This is a genomic window from Streptomyces sp. NPDC101191, assembly GCF_044767915.1.
Lineage (GTDB): Bacteria > Actinomycetota > Actinomycetes > Streptomycetales > Streptomycetaceae > Streptomyces.
Map to the genome: position 1 here is coordinate 49,894 of NZ_JBIWOU010000004.1, position 23,558 is coordinate 73,451.

Here is a 23,558-nt window from a genome sequence, read left to right on the forward strand (position 1 = left end):
CCGTACATCTTTTGTGCCGTACTTCTACGGTGCGCCCTGCTCGACGTATGCGCGAAGCGCCGCCGTGTCGAGCGGCCCCTGGACCTTGAAGGCCCTCGGGAACGCTCGGCGGCGCACCGCCTGGTCGAGACAGACCGAGGCGGGGTGCAGGTACGCACCCCGGCCGGGCAGCGTACCGCGATGATCGGGAACGCACTCGTCCTTATTCATCACGATCCGCAGCAGATCGCTCTTGGCCGCTCGCTCCCGGCATCCCACACAGGTTCGCTCAGGGCAGGCGCGGGCATGCGTCCGGCCAGACACGCTTAAGTCTACCTCCCCGTACCGACCTCACCCGTTCGGGGCAGAAATCGAACAGTTGTTGGCCAAAAAAGGATCAGCGTCGGTACGTGACCGGGCCGCCGTACTACTGGGCCGAGCCCTCGCTCTGCTGCTCGGTGTCCGGACGGATGTCGATCCGCCAGCCGGTGAGCCGCGCGGCCAGACGGGCGTTCTGCCCCTCCTTGCCGATCGCGAGCGACAGCTGGTAGTCCGGCACCGTCACCCGGGCGGACCGGGCGGCCAGGTCGACGATCTCGACCTTGGAGACCCGGGCGGGGGAGAGCGCGTTCGCCACCATCTCGGCCGGGTCGTCCGACCAGTCGACGATGTCGATCTTCTCGCCGAGCAGCTCCGCCATCACGTTGCGCACCCGGCCACCCATGGGGCCGATGCAGGCGCCCTTGGCGTTCAGGCCCGAACGGGTGGAACGGACGGCGATCTTGGTGCGGTGTCCGGCCTCACGGGCGATGGCGGCGATCTCGACGGAACCGTCGGCGATCTCCGGCACCTCCAGGGCGAACAGCTTCTTCACCAGATTGGGGTGCGTGCGCGACAGGGTGACGGACGGACCGCGGACACCCTTCGCCACCCGCACGACGTACGTGCGCAGCCGCAGACCGTGCGTGTAGTCCTCGCCCGGCACCTGCTCCTGCACCGGAAGGATGGCCTCCAGCTTGTCGTCCAGCTTGACGAGGACGTTCTTCGGGTCCTTGCCCTGCTGCACCTGGCCGGCCACGATGTCGCCCTCGCGGCGCGCGTACTCGCCGAAGGTGACGTCGTTCTCCGCGTCCCGCAGCCGCTGCTGGATGACCTGGCGGGCGGTGCTCGCCGCGATCCGGCCGAAGTCCGACGGCGTGTCGTCGAACTCCTTCGGCTGCTGCCCCTCCTCGAGGTCCGCGGGGTCTTCCTTCGCCCACACCGTCACGTGACCGGTGTGCCGGTCCAGCTCCACGCGCGCGTGGCGCCGGGCCGAGGGGGTGCGGTGATAGGCGATGAGGAGGGCCGACTCGATCGCCTCGACCAGCATCTCGAAGGAGATTTCCTTCTCCTGTGCCAAGCCCTTCAGGAGCTTCACGTCGATGTCCACGGCTACGCCTCCTCTTCCTTCTTGTCCTTGCGGTTGAACTCGATCTCGACACGCGCCTTGGCGATCTCGGCGAACTCCACCCGGCGGGCGGTGGCCTTACGGCCCTTCACGCCCGGCACCTCGGTGTCCAGGCCGTTCTCGTCCACGGCCAGGACGCGGGTGACGACCTCGCCGCCGCCTGCCTCGGGGGTCAGCTGCAGCTTCACCAGGCGGCCGGTGGCGCGCACGTAGTGGCGGTGCTGGGTGAGAGGACGGTCGGCGCCCGGGGAGCTGACTTCGAGGACGTACTCGCCCTCGCCCATCGCGTCCGTCTCGTCGAGCTTCTCGGAGATGACGCGGCTCAGCTCGGCGCAGGCGTCCAGTTCGACGCCCTCGTCCGAGTCGACGATGACCCTCAGCAGTCCGCGGCGGCCGGCCCGGGACACCTCGATCTCCTCGAGGTCGAGGTCCTTCGCGTGAACGAGCGGCTCCAGAAGACCGCGCAGCCGTTCGCTCTGGGTGGTGCTCATCCGGGTGACTCCTCGGCCGCGTGTGCTGTTGTGGGTTCGTCGCGTGTCAGATCAAAGGGTATCCGGTCCCGGAGGGTGTTGCCGTCCACCGGGCCGGGGGCCGCGGGTACGCTCGCCTGCGGTGATCTTCGATCTTCGAAAACATGAGCGCGAGGGAGAAGGCGTGACGACGGTGGGCAGACGCGCGCTCCTCACGGCGGGCGCGGCGGGAGCGGCGATCACGCTCGCGGGGTGCACGTCCGGCGGGGACGAGGGCCCCAGGAAGCCGACCGCCGCCGAACGGGCGGCGGCCGCGGAGGCCGCCCTGCGCACCCGCTCGGCGGCCACCAGCCGGGACCTGCTGCTGCGGTACGACTCCGTGGCCGACGCGCACCCGGCGCTGGCGGCCCGGCTGACGCCGCTGCGGGAGGCGGTGGCGGCCCAGGTGAAGGCCCTGGCCGAAGGGGGCACGGCCCCCGCCCCGGGCCCCACCCGTTCCGGCTCGCCCTCCCCCGCCCCCTCCCGGTCCCTCGCCTTCGTCCGGGTGCCGGCCGACCCCGCCGCCGCGCTCCGGAGCCTGGCGTCCGCCGAACGGGCGACCGCCGACACCCACACCGCCACGCTGCTGACCGCGCCGCCCGAGTACGCCCGGCTGCTCGCCTCCGTCGCCGCCTCCGGAGCGGCCCACGCGTACCTGCTGATCGAGGGGGGCCGCGGATGACCGCCCTGGAGGCGGCCCAGGCCGCCCTCGCCGCCGAGCACGCCGCCGTCTACGGCTACGGGGTCGTCGGCGCCCGCGTCGGCGAGGCCCGGCGCGCCGAGGCCACCGCCGGCTACGAGGCCCACCGCGCCCGCCGCGACGCGCTGCGCCGCACCGTGCGGGACCTGGGCGGCGAGCCGGCCGCCGCGGCAGCCGCCTACGAACTGCCGTTCGCGGTGCCCGACCCGGCCGCCGCCGTGCGCCTCGCGGCCGTCCTGGAGGACCGGGTCGCCGGGGTCTGGGCCGACCTCGTCCGCTCCGCCGAGGGCCCGCTGCGCCGGGACGCGGCCGCGGCTCTGCGCGAGGCGGCGGTGCGGGCGGTCCGCTGGCGCGGCAGCGACGTAACCTTTCCTGGGCTCGCCGAACGGGCCTGAGCCGAACGGAGGAACAACGCACGCATGGGTTTCGAACCGCCGCAGCGACTGGTGCGGGCTCTCAAGGAGACGTACGGGGACGCGGCCGCGGCCGAATGGCTCGGGGAACTCCCCGGGCTCGCCCAGGACGCGCTGGAGCACGCCGGCCTGGTCGCCGAGCGGGTGGTGGCCCCGGGCGGGCGCAGCAGTCTGGTCGTCCTCGCCCCCGACGCCGTCGTGAAGATCGCACCCGGATTCACCCGTCCGGACCTGGAGCGGGACGCGCTCGCGCACTGGAACGGCTGGGGTACGGCCCGGCTCCTCGCGGAGACCGAGGACGGCGCGCTGGTCCTGGAACGGCTGCACACCGAGGTGTCCCTGCGCTCCCTGCCGGAGGCGAAGGCGCTGCTCGAGGCGGCGGGCACGGTGCGCAGGCTGTGGGTGGAGCCGCCGGCCGGGCACGGCTTCGAGTCGGTGGCCGAGCGCACCGGGCGGCAGACCGAGGGCATGGCCCGGTACGGCGCCGCGGACGAGGAGACCGGCGGCCTGGTGGCCGCGGCGCTCGCCGCGCGCGGGGAGCTGGTGACCGGCCCCGCGGAGACGCTCCTGCTGCACGGCAACTTCCGGCAGGGCAAGGTGCTGGCCGGCGACCGCGCACCGTGGCTCGCCGTCGGCCCGGAGCCGCTGGTGGGCGAGCGGGCCTACGACCTGGCGCGGCTCGTCCGCGACCGGGTCGAGGACCTGGTGGCCGCGTCGGCGGGCGCGTCGGCGGCCCGGCGCCGGGTGAACAAGCTGGCGGACTCCCTGGAGGTCGACCGGGACCGGCTGCGCGGCTGGACCCTGTTCCGTGCGGTCGAGTCCGCGACGCGCGCGCTGACCGCCGGGCGGCGGGCGGACGCGGAGCTGCTCCTGGAGTTCGCGGGCTGGCTGTGAGTCCAGGGCACGCTTGAGGGGAATACCCTTTTTGTAACCCTTCCCCAGGGGGCCCTGATGATCCAAGAGCTGTTGATGGCGGCTGCGGGAGCGGCCGCGGCGATCGCGGTGTACTCCGCCGCGGCGGCGCGGATCGTGAAGCAGTACGAGCGCGGGGTGGTGTTCCGCTTCGGGCGGCTGCGCGGCGAGGAGCGCAAGCCCGGGTTCACGATGATCATCCCGGGCGTGGACCGCCTCCACAAGGTGAACATGCAGATCGTCACGATGCCGGTGCCCGCCCAGGAGGGCATCACCCGGGACAACGTGACGGTGCGGGTGGACGCGGTCGTCTACTTCAAGGTCGTCGACGCGGCGGACGCGCTGGTGCGGGTGGAGGACTACAAGTTCGCCGTCTCGCAGATGGCGCAGACGTCCCTGCGGTCGATCATCGGCAAGAGCGACCTCGACGACCTGCTGTCGAACCGGGAGAAGCTCAACCAGGGGCTCGAGCTGATGCTGGACAGTCCGGCGATGGGCTGGGGGGTCGCGATCGACCGGGTCGAGATCAAGGACGTCTCGCTGCCGGAGACCATGAAGCGGTCGATGGCCCGCCAGGCGGAGGCCGACCGGGAGCGGCGGGCCCGCGTGATCAACGCGGACGCGGAGTTGCAGGCGTCGAAGAAGCTGGCGGAGGCGGCGCACCAGTTGGAGGACGCGCCGGCCGCCCTGCAGCTGCGCCTGCTCCAGACGGTCATGGCGGTCTCGGCGGAGAAGAACTCGACGCTGGTGCTGCCGATCCCGGTGGAGCTGCTCCGCTTCCTGGAGCGTGCCGCTCCGACGTCCCCTCACCCCGCGGAGCACCCGGCCACGCCGGTGAACCAGGAACCCCTGCCGGGCCTCGCGCCGCCCCCGGTGCCGCCGCCGGTGCCTCCGGAGGCCGGTTCCGACGCGTATCTCGCGGGCCGGGCTGACGCGACGGAGGCCATCGAGGACCTGACCGGTGCCTCGGTGGAGCCGGCGTCCCGGGAGGAGGACGGGACCTGATCGTGACCGTACGCCGGAGGGGTGCGGGGCCCGACGGCCCCGCACCCCTCCGTTCGCTGCGTGTTACGCGGTGAGGCGGGCGATCGCCTCGTCGACGGTGAGCTCCTCGCGCTCGCCCGTGCGGCGGTCCTTCAGCTCCACGACGCCCTCGCCCGAGCGGCGGCCGGCGACGAGGATCTTCGGGACGCCGATCAGCTCGGCGTCGGTGAACTTGACGCCCGGGGAGACACCGGCGCGGTCGTCGACCAGGACCCGCAGGCCGGCCGCGGCCAGCTTGTCGGAGACCTCCAGGGCCAGCTCGGTCTGCAGGGCCTTGCCGGCGGCGACGACGTGGACGTCGGCCGGGGCGACCTCGGCGGGCCAGCACAGGCCCTTGTCGTCGGCGGACTGCTCGGCCAGGGCGGCGACGGCGCGCGAGACGCCGATGCCGTACGAGCCCATGGTGACGCGGACCGGCTTGCCGTTCTGGCCGAGGACGTCGAGCTTGAGGGCGTCGGCGTACTTGCGGCCCAGCTGGAAGATGTGGCCGATCTCGATGGCGCGGTCCAGCTTCAGGCCGGTGCCGCACTTGGGGCACGGGTCGCCCTCCTGCACGACGACGACGTCGACGTACTCGTCGACCTCGAAGTCGCGGCCCGCGACGACGTTCTTCGCGTGCATGCCCTCCTGGTTGGCGCCGGTGATCCAGGCCGTGCCCGGCGCGACGCGCGGGTCGGCGAGGTACGTCACCTTGTCGAGACCCTGCGGGCCGACGTAGCCGCGGACCAGGTCGGAGCGCTCGGCGAAGTCGGCCTCGGTGACCATCTCGACGGTCGCCGGGGCGAAGTGCGCCTCGACCTTGCCCAGGTCGACCTCGCGGTCGCCGGGCACACCCACGGCGACGATCTCGCCGCCGACCTTCACGAGGAGGTTCTTGAGCGTGGCGGAGGCCGGGACGCCGAGGTGGGCGGCCAGGGTCTCGATGGTCGGGGTGTCGGGCGTCGCGATGTCCTCGGCGGCCGGCACCGCGGAGCCGTCGACGGCCTTCAGCTCGTACGTGATCGCCTCGGTGTTCGCGGCGAAGTCGCAGTTCGGGCAGTCGGCGAAGGTGTCCTCGCCGGCCTCGGCCGGGGCGAGGAACTCCTCGGACTTCGAGCCGCCCATGGCGCCCGCGGTGGCGGCGCAGATGCGGTAGTCGAGGCCGAGGCGCTCGAAGACGCGCTGGTAGGCCTGGCGGTGCAGGGCGTAGGACCGGGCCAGGCCCTCGTCCTCCAGGTCGAAGGAGTAGGAGTCCTTCATCAGGAACTCGCGGCCGCGCAGGATGCCGGCCCGGGGGCGGGCCTCGTCACGGAACTTGGTCTGGATCTGGTACAGGATGACCGGCAGGTCCTTGTACGACGAACACTGGTCCTTCACCAGGAGGGTGAAGATCTCCTCGTGCGTCGGGCCGAGGAGGTAGTCGCCGCCCTTGCGGTCCTGGAGGCGGAACAGCTCGGCGCCGTACTCCTCCCAGCGGCCGGTCGCCTCGTAGGGCTCCCTGGGCAGCAGGGCCGGCAGGGAGACCTCCTGGGCGCCGATGGCGTCCATCTCCTCGCGGACGATGCGCTCGACGTTGGAGAGCACCTTCCTGCCGAGGGGCAGCCAGCTCCAGATGCCGGCGGCGGTGCGGCGGACGTAGCCGGCGCGGACGAGGAGCTTGTGGCTGAGGACCTCGGCGTCCGCCGGGTCGTCGCGCAGCGTCTTCGCCATCAACTGGGACATGCGCTGGACCGGTGCGTTGGCCATGGTTCTCGTACTCCTGCTGGTTGGGTGATGGCCCCGAGGTTAGCCGGGCGAGCCCGGCTCGGTGAAATCAGTAACGCCTCGGCTACCGGCGCTTGAGCGGCAGCGGGGCGCCCATCACCACGTAGGGGCGGGGCGCGCTGGGGAAGTGGACCTGCCGGGCCAGGTCGGTGTAGCCGAGCGAGCGGTAGAGGCCGCGGGCGGGGCTCTCGGTGTCGATGGCGGAGAGGATCGAACGCGGCAGCTCCGAGCCGTCGGTGATGGTGGTGATGAGCTCGCGGCCCACGCCCCGGCCCTGGAAGTCGGGGTGGACGTGCAGCTCGGTGATGACGAAGGAGTCGTCGAGCCAGGCGACGTTGCCCAGGGCGCGCAGATAGGGCTCCACGATGGTCGACCACCAGTGGGAGCGGTCGTTGGGCATCCCGTAGACGAAGCCGACGAGCCGCCCGTCGGGGGTCGTCGCCCCGTAGGCGCAGGCACCGGGGCTGAGGAGATGACGCAGCACGATGTGCCGGCGAACGGCCACCTCACCCGCGTCGAGGCCGAAGGCGACGGCCTGGACGGCGAGGGCCTCGTCGACCCGTGCGGCGAGATTGACCGGCGCGATCGCGATCTCGGTGTCATCCATGCGCCGCACCCTACAAGCCGGTCAGAACAGCACGCTCATGAAGGCGCCGACCTCCTGGAAGCCGACGCGGCGGTACGCGGCCCTGGCGGGGGCGTTGTAGTCGTTGACGTAGAGGCTGACGAGCGGCGCCACGTCGGCGAGCGCGTACGCGAGGACGGCGGCCATGCCGGTCTCGGACAGGCCGCGGCCGCGGTGTTCGGGGGCGACCCAGACGCCCTGGATCTGGCAGGCCTGACGGGTGGCGGCGCCGATCTCGGCCTTGAAGACGACCTTGCCGTCCTCGATGCGGGCGAAGGAGCGGCCGGAGCCGACGAGCTCGGCGACCCGGGCCTGGTAGAGCAGTCCGCCGTCGTTGGAGAGCGGGGAGATGCCGACCTCCTCGGTGAACATGGCCACGCACGCCGGCATGATCGTCTCCATCTCGTCCTTGCGGACCCGGCGCACCAGCGGGTCGGGCGCGACGGTGACGGAGGGTGCGTCGGCGACCATCAGCGGCTGGTGGGCGCGGACGTCGCGGGCGGGACCCCAGCTGGGTTCGAGCAGCCGCCAGAGCTCGGCGGTGGGTGCGGCGGGGCCGACGATGGAGGAGCAGCGGCGGCCGGTGCGCCGGGCCCGTTCGGCGAAGGCGCGGACGGCCTCGGGGGTGGCGCAGATGGGCACGAGGTTGGCGCCGGAGTAGCACAGCGAGGTGAGGTGCCCGTCGGTGTACCAGCCCCACATCTCGCCGCCCAGGCGCCATGGGTCGAGCCCGGCGAGCTGGACGCGGGCCGTGACGAAGGCGTTCTCGACGGGTGCGCTGTCCAGGACGGCGAGCGCCGCGCCGAGGTCGGCGGGTTCGAGGACCCGCGTCGATGATTGCGTCAACACGTGGGGCCTCACCGTACGGTTCTGCTGGTCCTGGCACTTTACCCCCGTTCCCGCCGGGTGGGGGTGTGCGAAAGCCCCTCCGGCCGGGGGGTGGCCGGAAGGGCTTCGGTGCGTGGAGGGGGTCAGCCGGCGACGGAGACCGTCGGCTCGCCGCTCATGACGCCGTCCTTCTCCATCTGCTCGGCGATCTTCATCGCCTCGTCGATGAGGGTCTCGACGATCTTCGACTCGGGCACGGTCTTGATGACCTCGCCCTTGACGAAGATCTGGCCCTTGCCGTTGCCGGAGGCGACGCCGAGATCGGCCTCGCGGGCCTCGCCCGGGCCGTTGACGACGCAGCCCATGACGGCGACGCGGAGCGGGACCTCCATGCCCTCCAGGCCGGCGGTCACCTCCTCGGCGAGCTTGTAGACGTCGACCTGGGCGCGGCCGCAGGACGGGCAGGAGACGATCTCCAGGCGGCGCTGGCGCAGGTTGAGCGACTCCAGGATCTGGATGCCGACCTTGATCTCCTCGGCCGGCGGGGCGGAGAGGGAGACCCGGATGGTGTCGCCGATGCCCTCGGCGAGCAGCGCGCCGAAGGCGACGGCGGACTTGATGGTGCCCTGGAAGGCGGGGCCGGCCTCGGTGACGCCGAGGTGCAGCGGGTAGTCGCACTGGGCGGCGAGCTGACGGTAGGCGTTGACCATGACGACCGGGTCGTTGTGCTTGACCGAGATCTTGATGTCCCGGAAGCCGTGCTCCTCGAAGAGGGAGGCCTCCCAGAGGGCCGACTCGACGAGCGCCTCGGGGGTGGCCTTGCCGTACTTGGCGAGCAGGCGGGCGTCGAGCGAGCCGGCGTTGACGCCGATCCGGATCGGGGTGCCGGCCGCGGAGGCCGCCTTGGCGATCTCCTTGACCTTGTCGTCGAACTGCTTGATGTTGCCCGGGTTGACCCGCACCGCGGCGCAGCCGGCGTCGATGGCGGCGAACACGTACTTCGGCTGGAAGTGGATGTCGGCGATGACCGGGATCTGCGACTTCTTCGCGATGGTCGCGAGGGCGTCGGCGTCGTCCTGGGTGGGACAGGCCACGCGCACGATCTGGCAGCCGGAGGCGGTCAGCTCGGCGATCTGCTGGAGCGTGGCGCCGATGTCGGAGGTGCGGGTGGTGGTCATCGACTGCACCGACACGGGGGCGTCGCCGCCGACGGCCACCGATCCGACCTGGATCTGGCGGCTCTTGCGCCGTTCGGCGAGCCGGGTCGGAACGGTCGGGATACCGAGAGAGATCGCGGTCATCAGCTGTACAACCCCAAGGTGTGGTTCATCGGGCTCAGGTCTTCGAGATTACCGCCCCGGGGGCGGGCGGCCGGACACCGCACGGGTGCCCGGCCGGGTGGGCACTAGGTGATCTTCACCGGATTGACGATGTCGGCGACGAGGACGAGCAGCGTGAAGCAGACGAACACGCCCGCCACCACGTACGCGGCCGGCATCAGCTTCGCCACGTCGAACGGGCCCGGGTCGGGGCGCTTGAAGATCCGCGCGGTGTGCCGGCGGATCGACTCCCACAGGGCGCCGGCGATGTGGCCGCCGTCGAGCGGGAGCAGCGGGAGCATGTTGAACAGGAACAGCGACACGTTGAACATGACGACCAGCTGGAGGAAGAACACCAGCCGGGTCTGCGGCGGTGCCTCGACGCTCATCAGCTCGCCGCTGATCCGGGCGGCGCCGACCACGCCCACCGGCGAGTCCTGCTTGCGCTCGCCGTCGCCGAAGGCGGCGTCCCACAGGGCGGGGATCTTGCTCGGCAGGGCGAGGACGGACTCGACGCCGGCCTGGAGCTGCTCGGACATCCGGTCGGCGGACTGGCCGAAGGTGAGCGGGACGACCTCGCGGCCGGACTCGAAGCCGAGGTAGCCGGCGGAGACGTACTGGGCGGGCTGGACGACGCGGCCGTCCGCGTCCTTCTTCAGGACCCGGTTCTCCAGGAGCGTCGCGTGGAGGTCCAGCTCCTTGCCGCCGCGCTGGACGGTGACGGTGACCGGGCCGGTGGTGGCGCGGATGCGGTCGGACAGGGTGTTCCAGTCGGAGACGCGCTCGCCGTTGAAGGCGACGATCCGGTCGCCCTTGAGGAGGCCGGCCGCCTTCGCGGGCGACGGGCGGTCGCTCGGCTTGCAGGTGTCGCGCTTCTCGCTCTGGTCGATGACGCAGGTGGTGACGCCGGCGACCTTGGTGGTCTGGGTCTCGAAGCCGACGGCCATGGCGCTGCCGAAGAACAGCAGGACGGCGAGCACCAGGTTCATGAACGGGCCGGCGAACATGACGATGACGCGCTTCCACGGCTTGCGCGTGTAGAAGAGCCGCTCCTCGTCGCCGGGCTGCAGTTCCTCGAAGGAGGCCTCGCGGGCGTCCTCGATCATGGAGCGCCAGGGGGAGGTGGAGCGGGCCTCGATCCGGCCGTCCTTGCCGGGCGGGAACATGCCGATCATCCGGATGTAGCCGCCGGCCGGGATGGCCTTGATGCCGTACTCCGTCTCGCCCTTCTTCCGCGACCAGATGGTCGGGCCGAAGCCCACCATGTACTGCGGCACCCGGATGCCGAAGAGCTTGGCCGTGGAGAGGTGGCCCAGCTCGTGCCACGCGATGGAGACGAGGAGTCCCAGCGCGAACAGCACGATGCCGAGGACGGTCAGGAGAATGGTCATGCGCGCGCCTCCGCGATTGCCTTCGCCGCGAGTTCCCGGGCCCGGGCACGTGCCCAGGTCTCCGCTTCCAGGACGTCCGACACCGTGAGCGGGGTTCCCGTGCCCGGGTCCCCGTGTTCGGTGACGACTGCGGTGACGGTATCCATGATTCCGTTGAACGGCAGCCTTCCGGCGAGGAAGGCGTCCACGCACTCCTCGTTGGCGGCGTTGAAGACGGCCGGCGCGGTGCCGCCGAGCGTGCCGACGTGCCGGGCGAGGTTCACCGACGGGAAGGCCTCGTTGTCGAGGGGGAAGAACTCCCAGGTGGAGGCCGTGCTCCAGTCGAAGGCCGGGGCCGCGTCCGGGACCCGCTCGGGCCAGCCGATGCCGATGGCGATCGGACCGCGCATGTCCGGCGGGGTGGCCTGGGCGAGGGTGGAGCCGTCGGTGAACTCGACCATGGAGTGCACGTACGACTGCGGGTGGACGACGACCTCGATGCGGTCGAACGGGATGTCGTAGAGCAGGTGGGCCTCGATGACCTCCAGGCCCTTGTTCACCAGGGTCGCGCTGTTCACGGTGATGACCGGGCCCATCGCCCAGGTCGGGTGCGCCAGGGCGTCCTCGCGGGTCACGTCCGCCAGCTGGTCCCGGGTCCGGCCGCGGAAGGGGCCGCCGGAGGCCGTGACGACGAGCTTGCGGACGTCGGCGCGGGTGCCGGCGGCCAGCGCCTGGAACAGGGCGGCGTGCTCGGAGTCGACCGGGATGATCTGGCCCGGCTTGGCCAGCGCCTTGACCAGCGGACCGCCGACGATCAGCGACTCCTTGTTGGCGAGCGCGAGGGTGCGGCCGGCTTCCAGGGCGGCGAGGGTGGGCGCCAGGCCGATGGAGCCCGTGATGCCGTTGAGGACCGTGTGGCACGGCGAGGCCGCCAGCTGGGTGGCGGCGTCCGGGCCGGCCAGGATCTCGGGCAGCGGCTCGGAGCCGTACAGCGCGCCGAGGGCCGTACGGAGCTCGTCCACCGCGTCCTCGCGGGCGACCGCGACCGCCTGGACCCGCAGCCGGTGCGCCTGCTCGGCGAGCAGTCCGATCCGGCCGCCGGAGGCGGCGAGGGCGGTGACCCGGAACCGGTCGGGGTTGCGCAGGACCAGGTCGATGGCCTGGGTGCCGATGGACCCGGTCGAGCCGAGGACGACGATGTCCCGGCGCCCTTCGGTGACGTCGAAGGTGAGGTGTGGGTCGGCGAGAGGAGAGGGGCGGTCGCTCATGCCCCCCATTCTTGCCGCAAAGACTGTGCGCCTCTCACACCGCCTGCCTCACAGCTGCCGCCGGAAGGCCTCGAAGGCGGTGTGGAAGTCCGGGAACGTCTTCCGCACGCAGCCGGGGTCGTCGAAGGTGACGCCCGGGGTGCGCAGCGCGGTGACCGCGAAGGACATCACGATGCGGTGATCGCCGTGGGTGGCGATCTCGACAGGTCCGGCGGGGGTGCCGGGGCGGATCTCGATCCAGTCGGGGCCGGTGGCGACGTCGATGCCGAGCCGGCGCAGGTTCTCTGCGCAGGCCTCGAGCCGGTCGCACTCCTTGACCCGGGTGTTGGCGACGTCCTCGATGCGGACCGGCCCGTCGGCGAAGGCGGCGATCGCGGCGAGCGTCGGCATGGTGTCGGAGATGTCGCGCATGTTGACCGTGAGTCCGCGCAGGCCGCCGGTGGAGCGGACGGTCGTTCCCTCGGCGGTGATCCGGACGTCGGCGCCCATGCGCTCCAGGACGTCCACGAAGCCGAGGTCGCCCTGGAGGGCGCCGGTGCCGAGGCCGGGGACGGTGACGGCGGCGCCCGGGGTGAGGGCGGCCGCGGCGAAGAAGTAGCCGGCGGTCGAGGCGTCGGGCTCGACGGCGTACGTGGTGGCGCGGTAGCCGGTGGGGGCGACGGTGTACGTGCGCCCCTCGGGACCGTCCTCCCGGACGGTCTCGGCGCCGAAGCTCCGCATCATCGCCAGCGTGATCTCGACGTACGGCTCCGAGACCAGGTCGGTGACGGTGATGGACAGGCCCTCGGTGGTGAGCGGGCCCAGCATCAGCAGCGCGGTCAGGTACTGGGACGACTGGCCGGCGTCGAGCCGGATCGCGCCGCCCTTGATGCCGCGGCCGGTGACGGTGAGCGGGTGGTGCCCCTCGCGGTCGCCGTGCGCCAGCTCGACGCCGAGCTCGCGCAGGGCGGTGGTGAGCGGGCCGAGCGGGCGGCGGCGCATCTGGGCGGAGGCGTCGAAGCGGAAGGTGCCGTGCCCGGCGGCGGCCAGCGTCGGCAGGAAGCGGGCGGTGGTCGCGCCGTCCCGGCAGTACACGTCGGCCTCGGCGACCCCGGGCCCGGCGGGCCGGCCCTCGATGTGCCAGGCGCCCGGCTCCTCCCGGACGGCGTAGCCGAGGGCCTTCAGACCCTCGACGAAGCCCTCGGTGTCGTCGGAGCGCAGCGGCCGGAGCAGCGTGGTGGTGCCTTCGGCGGCGGCCGCGAGGAAAAGGGCGCGGGCGGTGACGGACTTGGAGCCGGGGATGTCGATGACGGTCACGCCCGCCATCCTGCCGTGGCCGGCGCCGGCCCGGCGGCCGCGTCCGGAGGATGGACGCGGCCGGGAGGCGGCTCCGGCCGGGCAACTACCGGATCTTCCGGTGGACGTTCTCCCGCTCCGAGGGGCCGGGGGGTGTGCCGGCGATCCACGGGCCGTCGCCGCTCGGGTCGAGGATGCCCTCCTCCAGCCAGGTGTACGAGCCCGCGAGGACACCGTCGACGACCTTGCGGTCCAGGTCGTCGGTGTTGTCCCAGAGGCGGCCGAAGAGCTCGGCTACCCGGAGCCGGGCCTGGCGGCAGAAGGCGTCGGCGAGCTGGTGGGCCTCGCGGCCGTGCTCGCCTGTGGTGCGCAGGAGTTCGGCCCGTACGCAGGCGGCGCTCATGGCGAAGAGTTCGGCGCCGATGTCGACGATCCGGCCGAGGAAGGCCTGCTTGAGCTCCATCTTCCCCTGCCAGCGGGACATGGCGTAGAAGGTGGAGCGGGCGAGCTTGCGGGAGGTGCGTTCGACGTAGCGGAGATGGGTCGCCAGCTCGCCGAACTCGGCGTAGGCGCCGGGGAGCTGGCCCTGTCCGGCGACCAGTCTCGGCAGCCAGCGGGCGTAGAAGCCGCCGGCCCGGGCGCCCGCCTTGGCCTTGTCGGCGAGGGCCTTGTCGGGGTCGATGATGTCGCCGGCGACGGCGAGGTGGGCGTCGACGGCCTCGCGGGCGATCAGCAGGTGCATGATCTCGGTGGAGCCCTCGAAGATCCGGTTGATCCGCAGGTCGCGCAGGAGCTGTTCGGCGGGCACGGCGCGTTCGCCGCGGGCGGCGAGCGAGTCGGCGGTCTCGTAGCCGCGGCCGCCGCGGATCTGGACCAGTTCGTCGGCCATCCGCCAGGCCATCTCGGAGCCGTAGAGCTTGGCGAGGGCGGCCTCGATCCGGATGTCGTTGCGGTCCTCGTCGGCCATCTGGGAGGCGAGGTCGACGACGGCCTCCAGGGCGAAGGCGGTGGCGGCGATGAACGAGATCTTGGTGCCGACGGCCTCGTGGCGGGCGACCGGCTTGCCCCACTGCTCGCGCTCGGCGGCCCATTCGCGGGAGATCTTCAGGCACCACTTGCCGGCGCCGGCGCAGGCGGCCGGGAGCGAGAGGCGGCCGGTGTTGAGGGTGGTGAGGGCGATCTTGAGGCCTGAGCCCTCGGGTCCGATGCGGTTCGCGGCGGGGACGCGCACCTGGTGGAAGCGGGTGACGCCGTTCTCCAGGCCGCGCAGGCCCATGAAGGCGTTGCGGTGCTCGACGGTGATGCCGGGCGAGTCGCCCTCGACGACGAAGGCGGTGATGCCGCCGCGGTGCCCCTCGGAGGCGGGGACGCGGGCCATGACGACGAGGAGGTCGGCGACGACGCCGTTGGTGGTCCACAGCTTCACGCCGTCGAGGACGTAGGTGTCGTCCCCGTCGGGCACGGCGGTGGTGGCGAGCCGGGCCGGGTCGGAGCCGACGTCGGGCTCGGTGAGCAGGAAGGCGGAGATGTCGCTGCGGGCGAGCCGCGGCAGGAAGGCGTCCTTCTGCTCCTGGGTGCCGAAGAGCTTCAGCGGCTGCGGCACGCCGATCGACTGGTGGGCGGAGAGCAGCGCGCCGAGCGCGGGGCTGACCGAGCCGACCAGGGCGAGGGCGCGGTTGTAGTAGAGCTGGGTGAGGCCGAGACCGCCGTACTTGGGGTCGATCTTCATGCCGAGCGCGCCGAGTTCCTTGAGGCCGGTGACGGTCTCGTCGGGGATGCGGGCCTCGCGTTCGATGCGGGCGCCGTCGACCCGGGTCTCGCAGAACGCGCGCAGCTTGGCGAGGAAGGCCTCGCCGCGCCGGACGTCCTCGTCGGCGGGCATCGGGTGGGGATGGATGAGGTCGAGTCGGAACCGGCCGAGGAAGAGTTCCTTGGCGAAGCTCGGCTTGTGCCAGTCCTGCTGGCGTGCCGCCTCGGCGACCTGCCGGGCCTCGCGTTCGGTGACCTTGGGCGGCCGCTGGGTGGGTGCGGACATGAAGAGCTCACCTGCCGCTCGTCGGGGCCTGGTGTGGCGTGGTGCTACTCGTCCGTCGTACCCGAAATCAGCGGTTTCGGAAACGGTCGTGGCGGCGGTTCCCGGCGGGCGGGGGAAGACGAGGACGGTCCGAGCCCCCGCACAGTGGGCTCGGACCGTCTGTCTCGTGCGTACGGACGCCTTTGGTCCGTACGGGTTGCCTAGAGCGCCAGGCCGGTGAGGACCAGGACGCGCTCGTAGGTGTAGTCGTCCATGGCGAACTTGACGCCCTCGCGGCCGACGCCGGAGCGCTTGGCGCCGCCGTACGGCATCTGGTCGGCGCGGTAGGACGGGACGTCGCCGACGATCACGCCGCCGACCTCCAGGGCGCGGTGGGCGCGGAAGGCGGCCTGCAGGTCGCGGGTGAAGACGCCGGCCTGGAGGCCGAAGTCCGAGTCGTTGACCGCGGCGAAGGCCTCGGCCTCGCCGTCGACCTTGGCGATCGTCAGGACCGGGCCGAAGACCTCGGCACGGGCCAGGGTGACGTCGGCCGGGAGGTCGGCGAGGACGGTCGGGGCGTAGGTGGCGCCCTCGCGCTTGCCGCCGGCGAGCAGCTTCGCGCCGGCCGCGACGGCCTCGTCGACCCAGGCCTCGACGCGCTGGGCGGCGGCCTCGTCGACCAGCGGGCCGACGTCGGTGGCGTCGTCCGCCGGGTCGCCGGCGACCTGGGCCTCGACGGCCGCGACGATCTTCGGCAGCAGGCGGTCGTAGACGGTGGCGTCGGCGATCACGCGCTGCACGGAGATGCAGGACTGGCCGCCCTGGTAGTTGGAGAAGGTCGCGATGCGGCTCGCGGCCCAGTCCAGGTCGGCCTCGGAGGACCAGTCGGGCAGCACGACGGCGGCGGCGTTGCCGCCGAGCTCCAGGGTGCAGTGCTTGTGGGGCACGGACTGCTGGATGGCGTAGCCGACCTTGTCGGAGCCGGTGAAGGAGATGACCGGGAGGCGCTCGTCCTGGACCAGGGCGGGCATGCGGTCGTTCGGCACGGTCAGGATCGACCAGGAACCGGCCGGCAGGTCGGTCTCGGCCAGGATCTCGCCCAGGATCAGGGAGGAGATCGGGGTGGCCGGGGCCGGCTTGAGGATGATCGGGGCGCCGACGGCGATGGCCGGGGCGACCTTGTGCGCGCTGAGGTTCAGCGGGAAGTTGAACGGCGCGATGCCGAGCACGACGCCCTTGGGGATGCGGCGGGTGAGCGCGAGGCGGCCCGCGCCACCGGCCTCGGTGTCCAGGCGCTGGGCCTCGCCGGCGTTCCAGCGGCGGGCCTCCTCGGCGGCGAAACGGAACACGGAGACGGCACGGCCGACCTCGCCGCGGGCCCACTTGATGGGCTTGCCGTTCTCGGCGGAGATCAGCTGGGCGATCTCCTCGGTGCGCTCGGCGAGGCGCTTCGACACGTGGTCGAGCGCGGCGGCACGGACGTGCGCCGGGGTGGCGGCGAACTCGTCGACGACCGCGTGCGCGGCGGCGACGGCCTCCTCGACCTGGGCCTCGGTGGGCACGCTGACCTTGCCGACCAGACGTCCGTCGTACGAGTTCGTGACGTCGAAGCTGGCCTCGCCGGTGGCCTCGCGGCCGGCGAGCCAGAAGGCGTGGGTGGTCGTCATTGCGTACCGGCCCTTTCCGTTTCGGGGTGGTGCGAGGGGGTGTTCTCGCGCTCTGCTGCCACGTTAGGGCGAAGCGGGCGGAGGGGCGCTTGTCCGCTGTGGAGTGGTGCGGGCGGGCACCTGTCCGGTTTGGCGCGGGGCCCCGCGCGCCCGGCGGCCCGCACCGTCACCGGCGCGCGGCCTGAGGGGGCGGGTGATCATCTGCGCCGCTCGGTCGACACGATGAGACACACTCCGGCCACGACGATCGCGCCGCCGAGCACGAGGGGCCAGGACAGGGCCTCGCCGAGGACCAGGGCGCCGAGGGCGACCGCGACGACGGGGTTGACGTACGCGTAGGTCGCGACGAGCGAGAGAGGCGCGGCCTGGAGGAGCCAGGCGTACGCGGTGAAGGCGATCAGCGAGCCGAAGACGACGAGGTACGCGAGGGCCGCCCAGGAGCGTCCCGACACGGCCGACAGGTCGAGGCCGTGCTGCTCGCCGCGGACCAGGCCGACGCCGACGCCCGCGATGCCACCGGCCAGCATCTCGTACGCGCTCGCGGTGAACGGGTTGCGGGGCATCGGGATCCGCGAGGAGGAGAAGGAGCCGACCGACCAGCAGACGGTCGCGGCGACGACCAGCAGGACACCGCCGACGTGCACCTCACCGCTCAGCCCGGGCAGCGTCAGCACGGCGAGCCCGGCGAGCCCGAGCAGCACCCCGACGGTGCCGCCCGCGCTCGGCCGCTCGCCGGCCCCGGCCTTCAGCAGGACGACCCAGGCCGGGACGACCGCGATCAGCAGCGCGGTGAGCCCTGACGGCACGGAGGTCTCGGCGAGCACCACCAGCCCGTTGCCGCCGAGGATGAGCAGCAGTCCGACGCCGACCGCCGAGGCGAGCTCCCGCGGGCTCACCTTGAGCGCGGCGGGCCCCTGCCGCCACGCGATGATCCCGGCGAGCAGCAGCCCGGCCGTGATGAAGCGCGCCCCGGCGGAGAGGAAGGGCGGCAGCGTCTCGACGACGATCCGGATACCGAGGTACGTGGACCCCCAGACGACGTAGACGATCCCGAGCGCCGCCCAGACGGCGACGGGTATCCGCCGCGGGGCGGGGGCCGGAACGGACGGGATCTCTGCGGCAGCCGGATCGACGGCGGGGGTTGTCATGCCCAGGAGATTACGGAGCGAGCGGCTCCCGGGCCAGGAATTTGCCCGGGATCGGGCAGGGGGGAGGGGATTCGGGGGCGTCGGGGGCCGGGAGCGTCGGGGCGTCGGGGCGTCGGGGCGTCGGGGCGTCGGGGCGTCGGGGCGTCGGGGCGTCGGGAGCGAAACGACGGGCCGGGGAGGGCGACTGCGCCGGTCGGGGTCCCCGCCGTCGGACGTCTGCGGTCAATGGGTCAGCGTCTGCGCCACGCGGCGCCCGTCGGCAGGCGCATCCCGACGGGCACCCGCGGTCAGGCGCCCTCCGCCGAGCCCCCGCCGTCAGGCGCCCTCCGTCGAGCCCGCGCGGTCGAGCTCCCGCGTCAGGCGCCCGGCGTCGCCCCGCCCGAGGACCCGCCCGCCGCGCCCGGGCCCGTCGTACCACCGTCACCCGTCGCCTTCAGGGCCAGCCACAGCTCCATGCGGACGTCCGGGTCGTCCAGGGAACGGCCGAGGATCTCCTCCACGCGGCGCATGCGGTAGCGGAGGGTGTGGCGGTGGACGCCCAGGTCGGCCGCGGCGGCGTCCCACTGGCCGTGGCGGGAGAGCCAGGCCCGGAGGGAGGCGACCAGGTCGCCGCGGCCAGTGGCGTCGTGTTCGTACAGGGCGCGGAGCAGGCCGTCGGCGAAGGCGCGGACCGCGTCGTCGGCGAGGAGCGGCAGGACGGAGCCGGCCGCCAGCTCCTCGTGCTCGACGAGGGCCCGGCCGCGCCGCCGGGCCACGGACAGCGCCTGCTCGGCCTGCTTGTAGGCGGCGCCGGCAGCGATCGGGCCGGTCGGCGCGGAGAGTCCGACGACCAGCCCCGCGTCCTCCGCCTCCCGCGTCGCGTAGCTCTCGCACGCGGTGACGACCGCTCCCCCGTCGCCGGCCAGCACGACGAGCCGTTCGCCGCCCTCCGGGCCCTCCGGCACGGTCAGGACGGACTCGCCCGCACGGGCGGCGGCGGCCTCCAGGTTCTCCGCGAACACCGCGAGCGGCGTCTCGCCCTCCTTCGGCTCGGTCGGCACCGGCTCCGCGATGAGCAGCCGGAACGGGGCGTCGAGCAGGCCGCCGTACAGGTCGCCGGCGACGCCGCGGGCGTGGTCCGGCTGCCCGGCGAGCAGCATCCGCAGCACCGCCGCGCCGAGCCGCTGCTCGGCGGCCTGGAGGGAGCGGGAGCGTTCCGTCGTGAGCGTGAGCAGGGCGATGGCGGAGTGCACCGCGTACCGCTCCGCCGTGCCGAGCGGCGCGCCCGTGCCGACCGCGAGGGCGCCGCGCACGCGACGCCCGGTGCCGAGGGACTGGAGCTCCACGCGGTCGTCGGTGCCGCCGACGACGGCGCTGGCGGGCGCGGGGCGCTCGCGGAGGCGTTCCACGTCGGACGTGAGCCGGGCGGCGCGGCGGGCCGCCCATTCGGGCGAGGCGGCGAGCACGGCGCCGGAGGTGTCGTAGAGCGCGGCCCAGCCGTCGACGTGCGCCGCGAGCCGGGCGACGACCGCGTCGGGGCCCTCGGCGAGCGCCGCGCGGGTCAGCTCGCGCTGGGCTTCGAAGCCGGCGGTCACGGCCCGGTACTGGTCGGCCGCGATGGCCGCGGACACGGCCTTGCTGATCGCGAGGAACGGGGTGCGGCGGGGCACTTCGAGCAGCGGCAGCTGCTCCTCGTGGGCGGCTTCGAGCAGCGCCGCGGGAATGTCCTCGTAGTTGACGCCGACGGCGAAGCCGAGCCCGACGACACCCGCGCCGAGCAGCCGCCGCACGTAGCGCCGCATCGCCTCCGGGTCCTCGGCGTCGAGGGTGAGCGCGGTGGTGAGCAGCAGTTCGCCGCCCTCCATGTACGGGACGGGGTCGGCGAGTTCGCTGACGTGGGCCCAGCGCACCGGGGTGTCGAGGCGGTCCTCACCGGCTCGGACGGTGAGCTTGAGCGCCGAGTGCTGGACGAGCGAGGCGAGGGTGGGCGGCATTGGGGACCGTCGGACCTTAGGGGTCTGGGGGGAGGGAGGCGCGTGGGGGGTGGGGAGGCCGCGCCGTCCGTCGGGGCGGCGCGCCCCCGATTGTGCCAGCCCGTTCCGGGGCCCGCCCCCAGCCTCGCAGGTCGGCGCCCGCTGCGCAGGTCGGCGTCCGCTCGCAGGTCGGCGCCCGCTGCGCAGGTCGGCGCCCGCTCGCCGCTCGGCGCCCGCTGCCGGGCCGGGCCCCGGGAGTGGGCGGGGCCGCGGAGCCCGGCGTCCGCCTCCCCGGCCGGCGGCGCCGCCTCGTTCGAGCGGCGCACGGCCCGGCGACCGGCTCCCGGTCCGTGACGCCCATACGGCGCACGCCCGTGCCGCGTCGACCGGCCCGGGCGCGCACGGGGCAGCCCCGCGGCGCGTAGGTCGGAGACCACCCCGGGCCCCGACGGCCCACGTACCGGCAGTCGTGGCGCCACGGGCCCGCTCGTCCCGACGGCCGGCGCTGCCCCGTGGGCCCGGTGTACAGGGCGCCGCCCCGTACGCCCGGCCCGGCGCCCGCCGCCCCGGCCGGTCTCCCCCGGCGCCGCCGCCGCGTCCCGCTGTCAACCGCGCAGGTCGACCAGGAGCGGGGGGGTGTGCTCGCCGCGGACGTGGGTCAGGGACAGGACCGCGTGGCCCGGCGGGACGGCGTGGGCCAGGTCGGACGCGGACCAGCGTTCGCGTTCGACCTCGCGCACGGTCACCGCGTCCGTGGTGACGGCCCGGCCGGTGACGAGCTTGCGCAGGGTGTGCATGACGCGGGTGAGAGGCTCGTCGGCGAGCACGGTGCGGCTGGTGACGTCCCGGGTCTCGACCCATTCGGTCCCCCAGGTCTCGGCGAACCGCTTGCCGTCCCAGGTGGTGACGCCGGCCAGCGCGACCCGGCAGCCGACCGCACCGAACAGCGGGGTGCGCAGGTGCTCGGGGACGTCGTCGAGGCTCCGCAGGCCGAGCACGACCCCGGCGTTCGCCGAGCGCAGCCGTTGCAGGCCGCGCAGGGTCCCGGCGGTGAGGGTGTGGGCGGCGTCGTCGAGGACGAGGCAGGCGAAGCGCGCCCGGTCGGTGCGGGTGACGGCGCGGGCGAGGAACTGGGCGAGGACGAGCCGGGCGAGCAGCCGGGAGGCCTCGGCGTGGCCGGTCTCGGGCAGGTCGATGCGCACCCGCACGGGGTGTTCGAGGGCGCGCATGGTGAAAGGCTGCCCGTGGCCGGTCGTGTCGAAGAAGCCGGCGAACGCGGGCCGGTCGAGCAGGGCGACCCGGTCGGCGAGCGCGCCGGCGGGGTCGCCCGCGGTGCCGTCCTGCCGTTCGCGGGCGTCGAGTTCGCGGACGAGGGACGGATGACCGGCCCGTTCCAGGGCGGCGCGGAGCGCCTGGCGCGGGGCGGGCGCGCCGTCGAGGAGCTCGCGGAGTTCGGGGATCGACGGGAAGCGCCCGTGGACCGCGTGGAACGGTCCGAGCAGCTGGGCGAGTGCGGTGGCGGCCCGCCGGGGGTCGGTGGTGTCGTCGGCGAGGACGTCGGCGAGCAGGGCGGCGGCCTGGTCGGGGTCGCCGGTGCCACCGTAGAGGTCGAGGTCGTGCGGCGAGTTCGGGTCGCCGACCCGGATGACGACGTCGTACGCCTCGTCCGGGCCGAGCGGCGCGCCGGCCGGGCCGACGGTGACGACGGCGGCCTGTCCGGCGAGTGCCTGGAGGGCGAGGGACTCCACGACGGGGCGGAGCAGCCGGGTGGTCTTGCCGCTGCCGGAGGGGCCGACGACCAGCATCGAGGTGCCGAGGACGGCGGGGTCGACGGCGAGGCGGGTGCCGCGGCGCGGGTACGGGTTGCGGGCGACGTCGGCGACGGTGCCGAGCCGGACCTGCCGGAGGCTGAGGTCGTGCGCGGCCGCCCGGCCGGGCAGCTGTCGCGCCCCGGAGGGGTGCAGGAAGGCGGCGGCGCCGCGGGCGCGGACCTCCTGGACGAAGGCGGCCTGCCGGTCGGGGGCGCCGCGGGCGGTGTCCCAGGCGGCGCGGATACGGGTGTGGTCGACGTCGTTCATGCGCCCGGCGGCGCCCTCGGCGGCGAGCCGGTCGGCGGCCTCGGAGAGCCCGGCAGCCCGCAGCTCGGGCCAGTCGGCGAGGTCGGGCGCGGCCGGATCGGCGGCCGGCATCCGCGCGGCGGCCGCGGCGGCGGGGCCGCCGGTGCGCCGCAGCGCGAGCCAGACGAAGGGCAGGGCGGCGGCCACGGTCACGAAGAGGTCGGCCGTCTCGACCATCTCCTGGTTCGCGTACGCGGCGGTGGGCGTGCCCCGCTCGTAGGGCAGGAGGGCGTAGACGACGCCCTTCACGGGGATCCAGCCGCCGCGGACCAGCGCGACGGTCACGAGCCCGGCGACGGCGGCGAGCAGGATCTGGGCGGCGCGGCCGCGCTCCTGGGTGAGCCGGCGCCAGGCGTACGGCCAGCGGCCGAAGCGCCCGAGTCCGTAGAAGACGCCGGAGAACAGCACGAGCTCGTACACGGCGAGGGCGAGCACGCCGCCGGTCCCGGCCTGCGGCCCGCCGCCCAGCGGGTGCCACCAGTCGTCGGGGGTGAACAGCTTGAGCAGGACGCTCCAGTACGGGATGTAGCCGTTGCGCAGCAGCGACCAGAGCAGGACGCAGGCGAGGAAGGAGATCACCGCGCCGGAGAGCACCGATCGCAGCGGCGTCTCGGCGGGCTCGCGGTCGGGCCGGGGTACGTGCCCGTACCGCCAGATACCGGGCCCGGCGGCAGGCCGCGGGGTGCGGAGCCAGTCGGCGAGGGAGACCCCGGCGGAAGGGGACGGGGAGGCGGAGGCCGGCGCCCCGGCGGACGCTCCCGGCGCCCCGGCGGGGACGGTCGGCGGCCCCACGGGGACGGCGGGCCCCCCGGGCCCGGCCGGCGCCCCGGCGGGCGTCGGGGATGCGCCCGCAGCCGTCGCGGGGGCGCCCTCGGGCGCGGCCGGCGGTGTGGACGGCGGCGCGGTCGGCGGTGTGGACGGCATCGGTGGCGGGCCGGCCGGGCGGGGGACCTGATCGGCGCGGGGGCGGCCGTCGTGCGTGCCCCGCGAGCCCTGCGTGCCCTCGAACTCCATGACCCCTGCCCCCTGGCCCCTTCACTCTGCCGCGCACGTCCCGTCGCGCACCGTGCCGCGTCCGACGCCCCAATCTAGGGCCTCGCGTGCGGATCATGCCCCGTATCAGGCCGATGACGTGGAGACGGTCCTGACTACGGCGCGTATGGCCGATACGGACAAGGAAACGCCGGGACCACTCCCATCCGTAGCATGCGCCGGGTCCCCGGCCGCG

19 protein-coding genes are annotated in these 23,558 nt (G+C 73.7%); 4 read left to right on the top strand and 15 right to left on the bottom strand.

The features are described from left to right. Positions 1 to 24: 24 nt before the first annotated feature. The 3 genes from ACIRQF_RS16930 to rimP all read right to left on the bottom strand — a co-directional run bounded on the left by ACIRQF_RS16930 (position 25) and on the right by rimP (position 1,917). Entirely contained in the window at positions 25 to 303 is a 279-nt protein-coding gene (locus ACIRQF_RS16930; protein ID WP_376637534.1) for a YlxR family protein, read from the bottom strand. Positions 304 to 406: 103 nt separating this feature from the next. Continuing rightward, positions 407 to 1,408, bottom strand: coding sequence for a transcription termination factor NusA (gene nusA / locus ACIRQF_RS16935; protein WP_404092958.1), 1,002 nt, complete (start codon positions 1,406 to 1,408; stop codon positions 407 to 409). A gap of 2 nt (positions 1,409 to 1,410) precedes the next feature. Beyond that, positions 1,411 to 1,917 (bottom strand): ribosome maturation factor RimP, encoded by a 507-nt coding sequence (gene rimP, locus ACIRQF_RS16940; RefSeq protein WP_382478047.1) that lies wholly within the window; start codon positions 1,915 to 1,917, stop codon positions 1,411 to 1,413. Positions 1,918 to 2,080: 163 nt separating this feature from the next. Between rimP and ACIRQF_RS16945 the strand changes: the two genes are divergently transcribed. From ACIRQF_RS16945 to ACIRQF_RS16960, 4 genes are read left to right on the top strand one after another with little or no spacing between them, the layout of a single operon-like run. Beyond that, the gene (locus ACIRQF_RS16945; protein WP_404092961.1) at positions 2,081 to 2,617 is read left to right on the top strand and encodes a hypothetical protein; all 537 of its coding nucleotides are present in this window, start codon (positions 2,081 to 2,083) and stop codon (positions 2,615 to 2,617) included. After that, the gene (locus tag ACIRQF_RS16950; RefSeq protein WP_382478045.1) at positions 2,614 to 3,030 is read left to right on the top strand and encodes a ferritin-like domain-containing protein; all 417 of its coding nucleotides are present in this window, start codon (positions 2,614 to 2,616) and stop codon (positions 3,028 to 3,030) included. Before ACIRQF_RS16945 ends, ACIRQF_RS16950 begins: the two co-directional genes overlap by 4 nt. A gap of 24 nt (positions 3,031 to 3,054) precedes the next feature. Next, positions 3,055 to 3,942, top strand: coding sequence for an aminoglycoside phosphotransferase family protein (locus ACIRQF_RS16955; protein WP_404092964.1), 888 nt, complete (start codon positions 3,055 to 3,057; stop codon positions 3,940 to 3,942). 57 nt (positions 3,943 to 3,999) lie between these two features. Further along, a complete protein-coding gene (locus tag ACIRQF_RS16960) occupies positions 4,000 to 4,965 on the top strand; it encodes a slipin family protein (RefSeq protein WP_376637528.1) in 966 nt (321 codons plus the stop codon). A 63-nt stretch (positions 4,966 to 5,028) separates the two neighbouring features. Here ACIRQF_RS16960 and ACIRQF_RS16965 read toward each other — a convergent pair whose 3' ends face one another. The 12 genes from ACIRQF_RS16965 to ACIRQF_RS17020 all read right to left on the bottom strand — a co-directional run bounded on the left by ACIRQF_RS16965 (position 5,029) and on the right by ACIRQF_RS17020 (position 23,344). Beyond that, positions 5,029 to 6,729: a proline--tRNA ligase gene (locus ACIRQF_RS16965; RefSeq protein WP_382478041.1), complete on the bottom strand. Its 1,701-nt coding sequence runs from the start codon at positions 6,727 to 6,729 to the stop codon at positions 5,029 to 5,031. A gap of 82 nt (positions 6,730 to 6,811) precedes the next feature. After that, a complete protein-coding gene (locus ACIRQF_RS16970; protein WP_404092968.1) occupies positions 6,812 to 7,354 on the bottom strand; it encodes a GNAT family N-acetyltransferase in 543 nt (180 codons plus the stop codon). A 21-nt stretch (positions 7,355 to 7,375) separates the two neighbouring features. Then, on the bottom strand, positions 7,376 to 8,221 hold the full coding sequence (locus tag ACIRQF_RS16975) for a GNAT family N-acetyltransferase (RefSeq protein ID WP_382478039.1): 846 nt from the start codon (positions 8,219 to 8,221) through the stop codon (positions 7,376 to 7,378). A gap of 122 nt (positions 8,222 to 8,343) precedes the next feature. Further along, complete coding sequence (gene ispG / locus ACIRQF_RS16980; protein WP_365348802.1) at positions 8,344 to 9,501, bottom strand: flavodoxin-dependent (E)-4-hydroxy-3-methylbut-2-enyl-diphosphate synthase; 1,158 nt, start codon at positions 9,499 to 9,501, stop codon at positions 8,344 to 8,346. A gap of 104 nt (positions 9,502 to 9,605) precedes the next feature. Further along, on the bottom strand, positions 9,606 to 10,910 hold the full coding sequence (locus tag ACIRQF_RS16985) for an RIP metalloprotease (RefSeq protein WP_376637524.1): 1,305 nt from the start codon (positions 10,908 to 10,910) through the stop codon (positions 9,606 to 9,608). Next, the gene (dxr, locus tag ACIRQF_RS16990) at positions 10,907 to 12,157 is read right to left on the bottom strand and encodes a 1-deoxy-D-xylulose-5-phosphate reductoisomerase (protein WP_376637523.1); all 1,251 of its coding nucleotides are present in this window, start codon (positions 12,155 to 12,157) and stop codon (positions 10,907 to 10,909) included. Before dxr ends, ACIRQF_RS16985 begins: the two co-directional genes overlap by 4 nt. Positions 12,158 to 12,205: 48 nt before the next feature. After that, positions 12,206 to 13,453, bottom strand: a complete 1,248-nt coding sequence (gene aroA / locus ACIRQF_RS16995; protein WP_404092974.1) for a 3-phosphoshikimate 1-carboxyvinyltransferase — start codon at positions 13,451 to 13,453, stop codon at positions 12,206 to 12,208. An 85-nt stretch (positions 13,454 to 13,538) separates the two neighbouring features. Continuing rightward, the gene (locus tag ACIRQF_RS17000; protein WP_404092977.1) at positions 13,539 to 15,467 is read right to left on the bottom strand and encodes an acyl-CoA dehydrogenase family protein; all 1,929 of its coding nucleotides are present in this window, start codon (positions 15,465 to 15,467) and stop codon (positions 13,539 to 13,541) included. Between the two features lie 200 nt (positions 15,468 to 15,667). Then, positions 15,668 to 17,113, bottom strand: a complete 1,446-nt coding sequence (locus tag ACIRQF_RS17005; RefSeq protein ID WP_376637520.1) for an aldehyde dehydrogenase family protein — start codon at positions 17,111 to 17,113, stop codon at positions 15,668 to 15,670. 197 nt (positions 17,114 to 17,310) lie between these two features. Further along, positions 17,311 to 18,261 carry an EamA family transporter gene (locus tag ACIRQF_RS17010; protein ID WP_404092980.1) on the bottom strand — a complete coding sequence of 317 codons (951 nt, stop codon included), beginning with the start codon at positions 18,259 to 18,261 and terminating at the stop codon, positions 17,311 to 17,313. A 356-nt stretch (positions 18,262 to 18,617) separates the two neighbouring features. Beyond that, positions 18,618 to 20,234, bottom strand: a complete 1,617-nt coding sequence (locus ACIRQF_RS17015) for a PucR family transcriptional regulator (protein ID WP_404092983.1) — start codon at positions 20,232 to 20,234, stop codon at positions 18,618 to 18,620. Between the two features lie 584 nt (positions 20,235 to 20,818). Then, a complete protein-coding gene (locus ACIRQF_RS17020) occupies positions 20,819 to 23,344 on the bottom strand; it encodes an ATP/GTP-binding protein (protein ID WP_404092985.1) in 2,526 nt (841 codons plus the stop codon). Positions 23,345 to 23,558 lie beyond the last annotated feature (214 nt).

Coding starts and splice junctions, on each gene's coding strand:
- ACIRQF_RS17000 (WP_404092977.1), bottom strand. CDS start 15,467: ATGTCCGCACCCACCCAGCGGCCGCCCAAGGTCACCGAACGCGAGGCC.
- rimP (WP_382478047.1), bottom strand. CDS start 1,917: ATGAGCACCACCCAGAGCGAACGGCTGCGCGGTCTTCTGGAGCCGCTC.
- ACIRQF_RS16960 (WP_376637528.1), top strand. CDS start 4,000: ATGATCCAAGAGCTGTTGATGGCGGCTGCGGGAGCGGCCGCGGCGATC.
- ACIRQF_RS16970 (WP_404092968.1), bottom strand. CDS start 7,354: ATGGATGACACCGAGATCGCGATCGCGCCGGTCAATCTCGCCGCACGG.
- ACIRQF_RS17020 (WP_404092985.1), bottom strand. CDS start 23,344: ATGGAGTTCGAGGGCACGCAGGGCTCGCGGGGCACGCACGACGGCCGC.
- ACIRQF_RS16965 (WP_382478041.1), bottom strand. CDS start 6,729: ATGGCCAACGCACCGGTCCAGCGCATGTCCCAGTTGATGGCGAAGACG.
- dxr (WP_376637523.1), bottom strand. CDS start 12,157: ATGAGCGACCGCCCCTCTCCTCTCGCCGACCCACACCTCACCTTCGAC.
- ispG (WP_365348802.1), bottom strand. CDS start 9,501: ATGACCGCGATCTCTCTCGGTATCCCGACCGTTCCGACCCGGCTCGCC.
- ACIRQF_RS17010 (WP_404092980.1), bottom strand. CDS start 18,261: ATGACAACCCCCGCCGTCGATCCGGCTGCCGCAGAGATCCCGTCCGTT.
- ACIRQF_RS17005 (WP_376637520.1), bottom strand. CDS start 17,113: ATGACGACCACCCACGCCTTCTGGCTCGCCGGCCGCGAGGCCACCGGC.
- ACIRQF_RS16955 (WP_404092964.1), top strand. CDS start 3,055: ATGGGTTTCGAACCGCCGCAGCGACTGGTGCGGGCTCTCAAGGAGACG.
- ACIRQF_RS17015 (WP_404092983.1), bottom strand. CDS start 20,234: ATGCCGCCCACCCTCGCCTCGCTCGTCCAGCACTCGGCGCTCAAGCTC.
- ACIRQF_RS16950 (WP_382478045.1), top strand. CDS start 2,614: ATGACCGCCCTGGAGGCGGCCCAGGCCGCCCTCGCCGCCGAGCACGCC.
- ACIRQF_RS16985 (WP_376637524.1), bottom strand. CDS start 10,910: ATGACCATTCTCCTGACCGTCCTCGGCATCGTGCTGTTCGCGCTGGGA.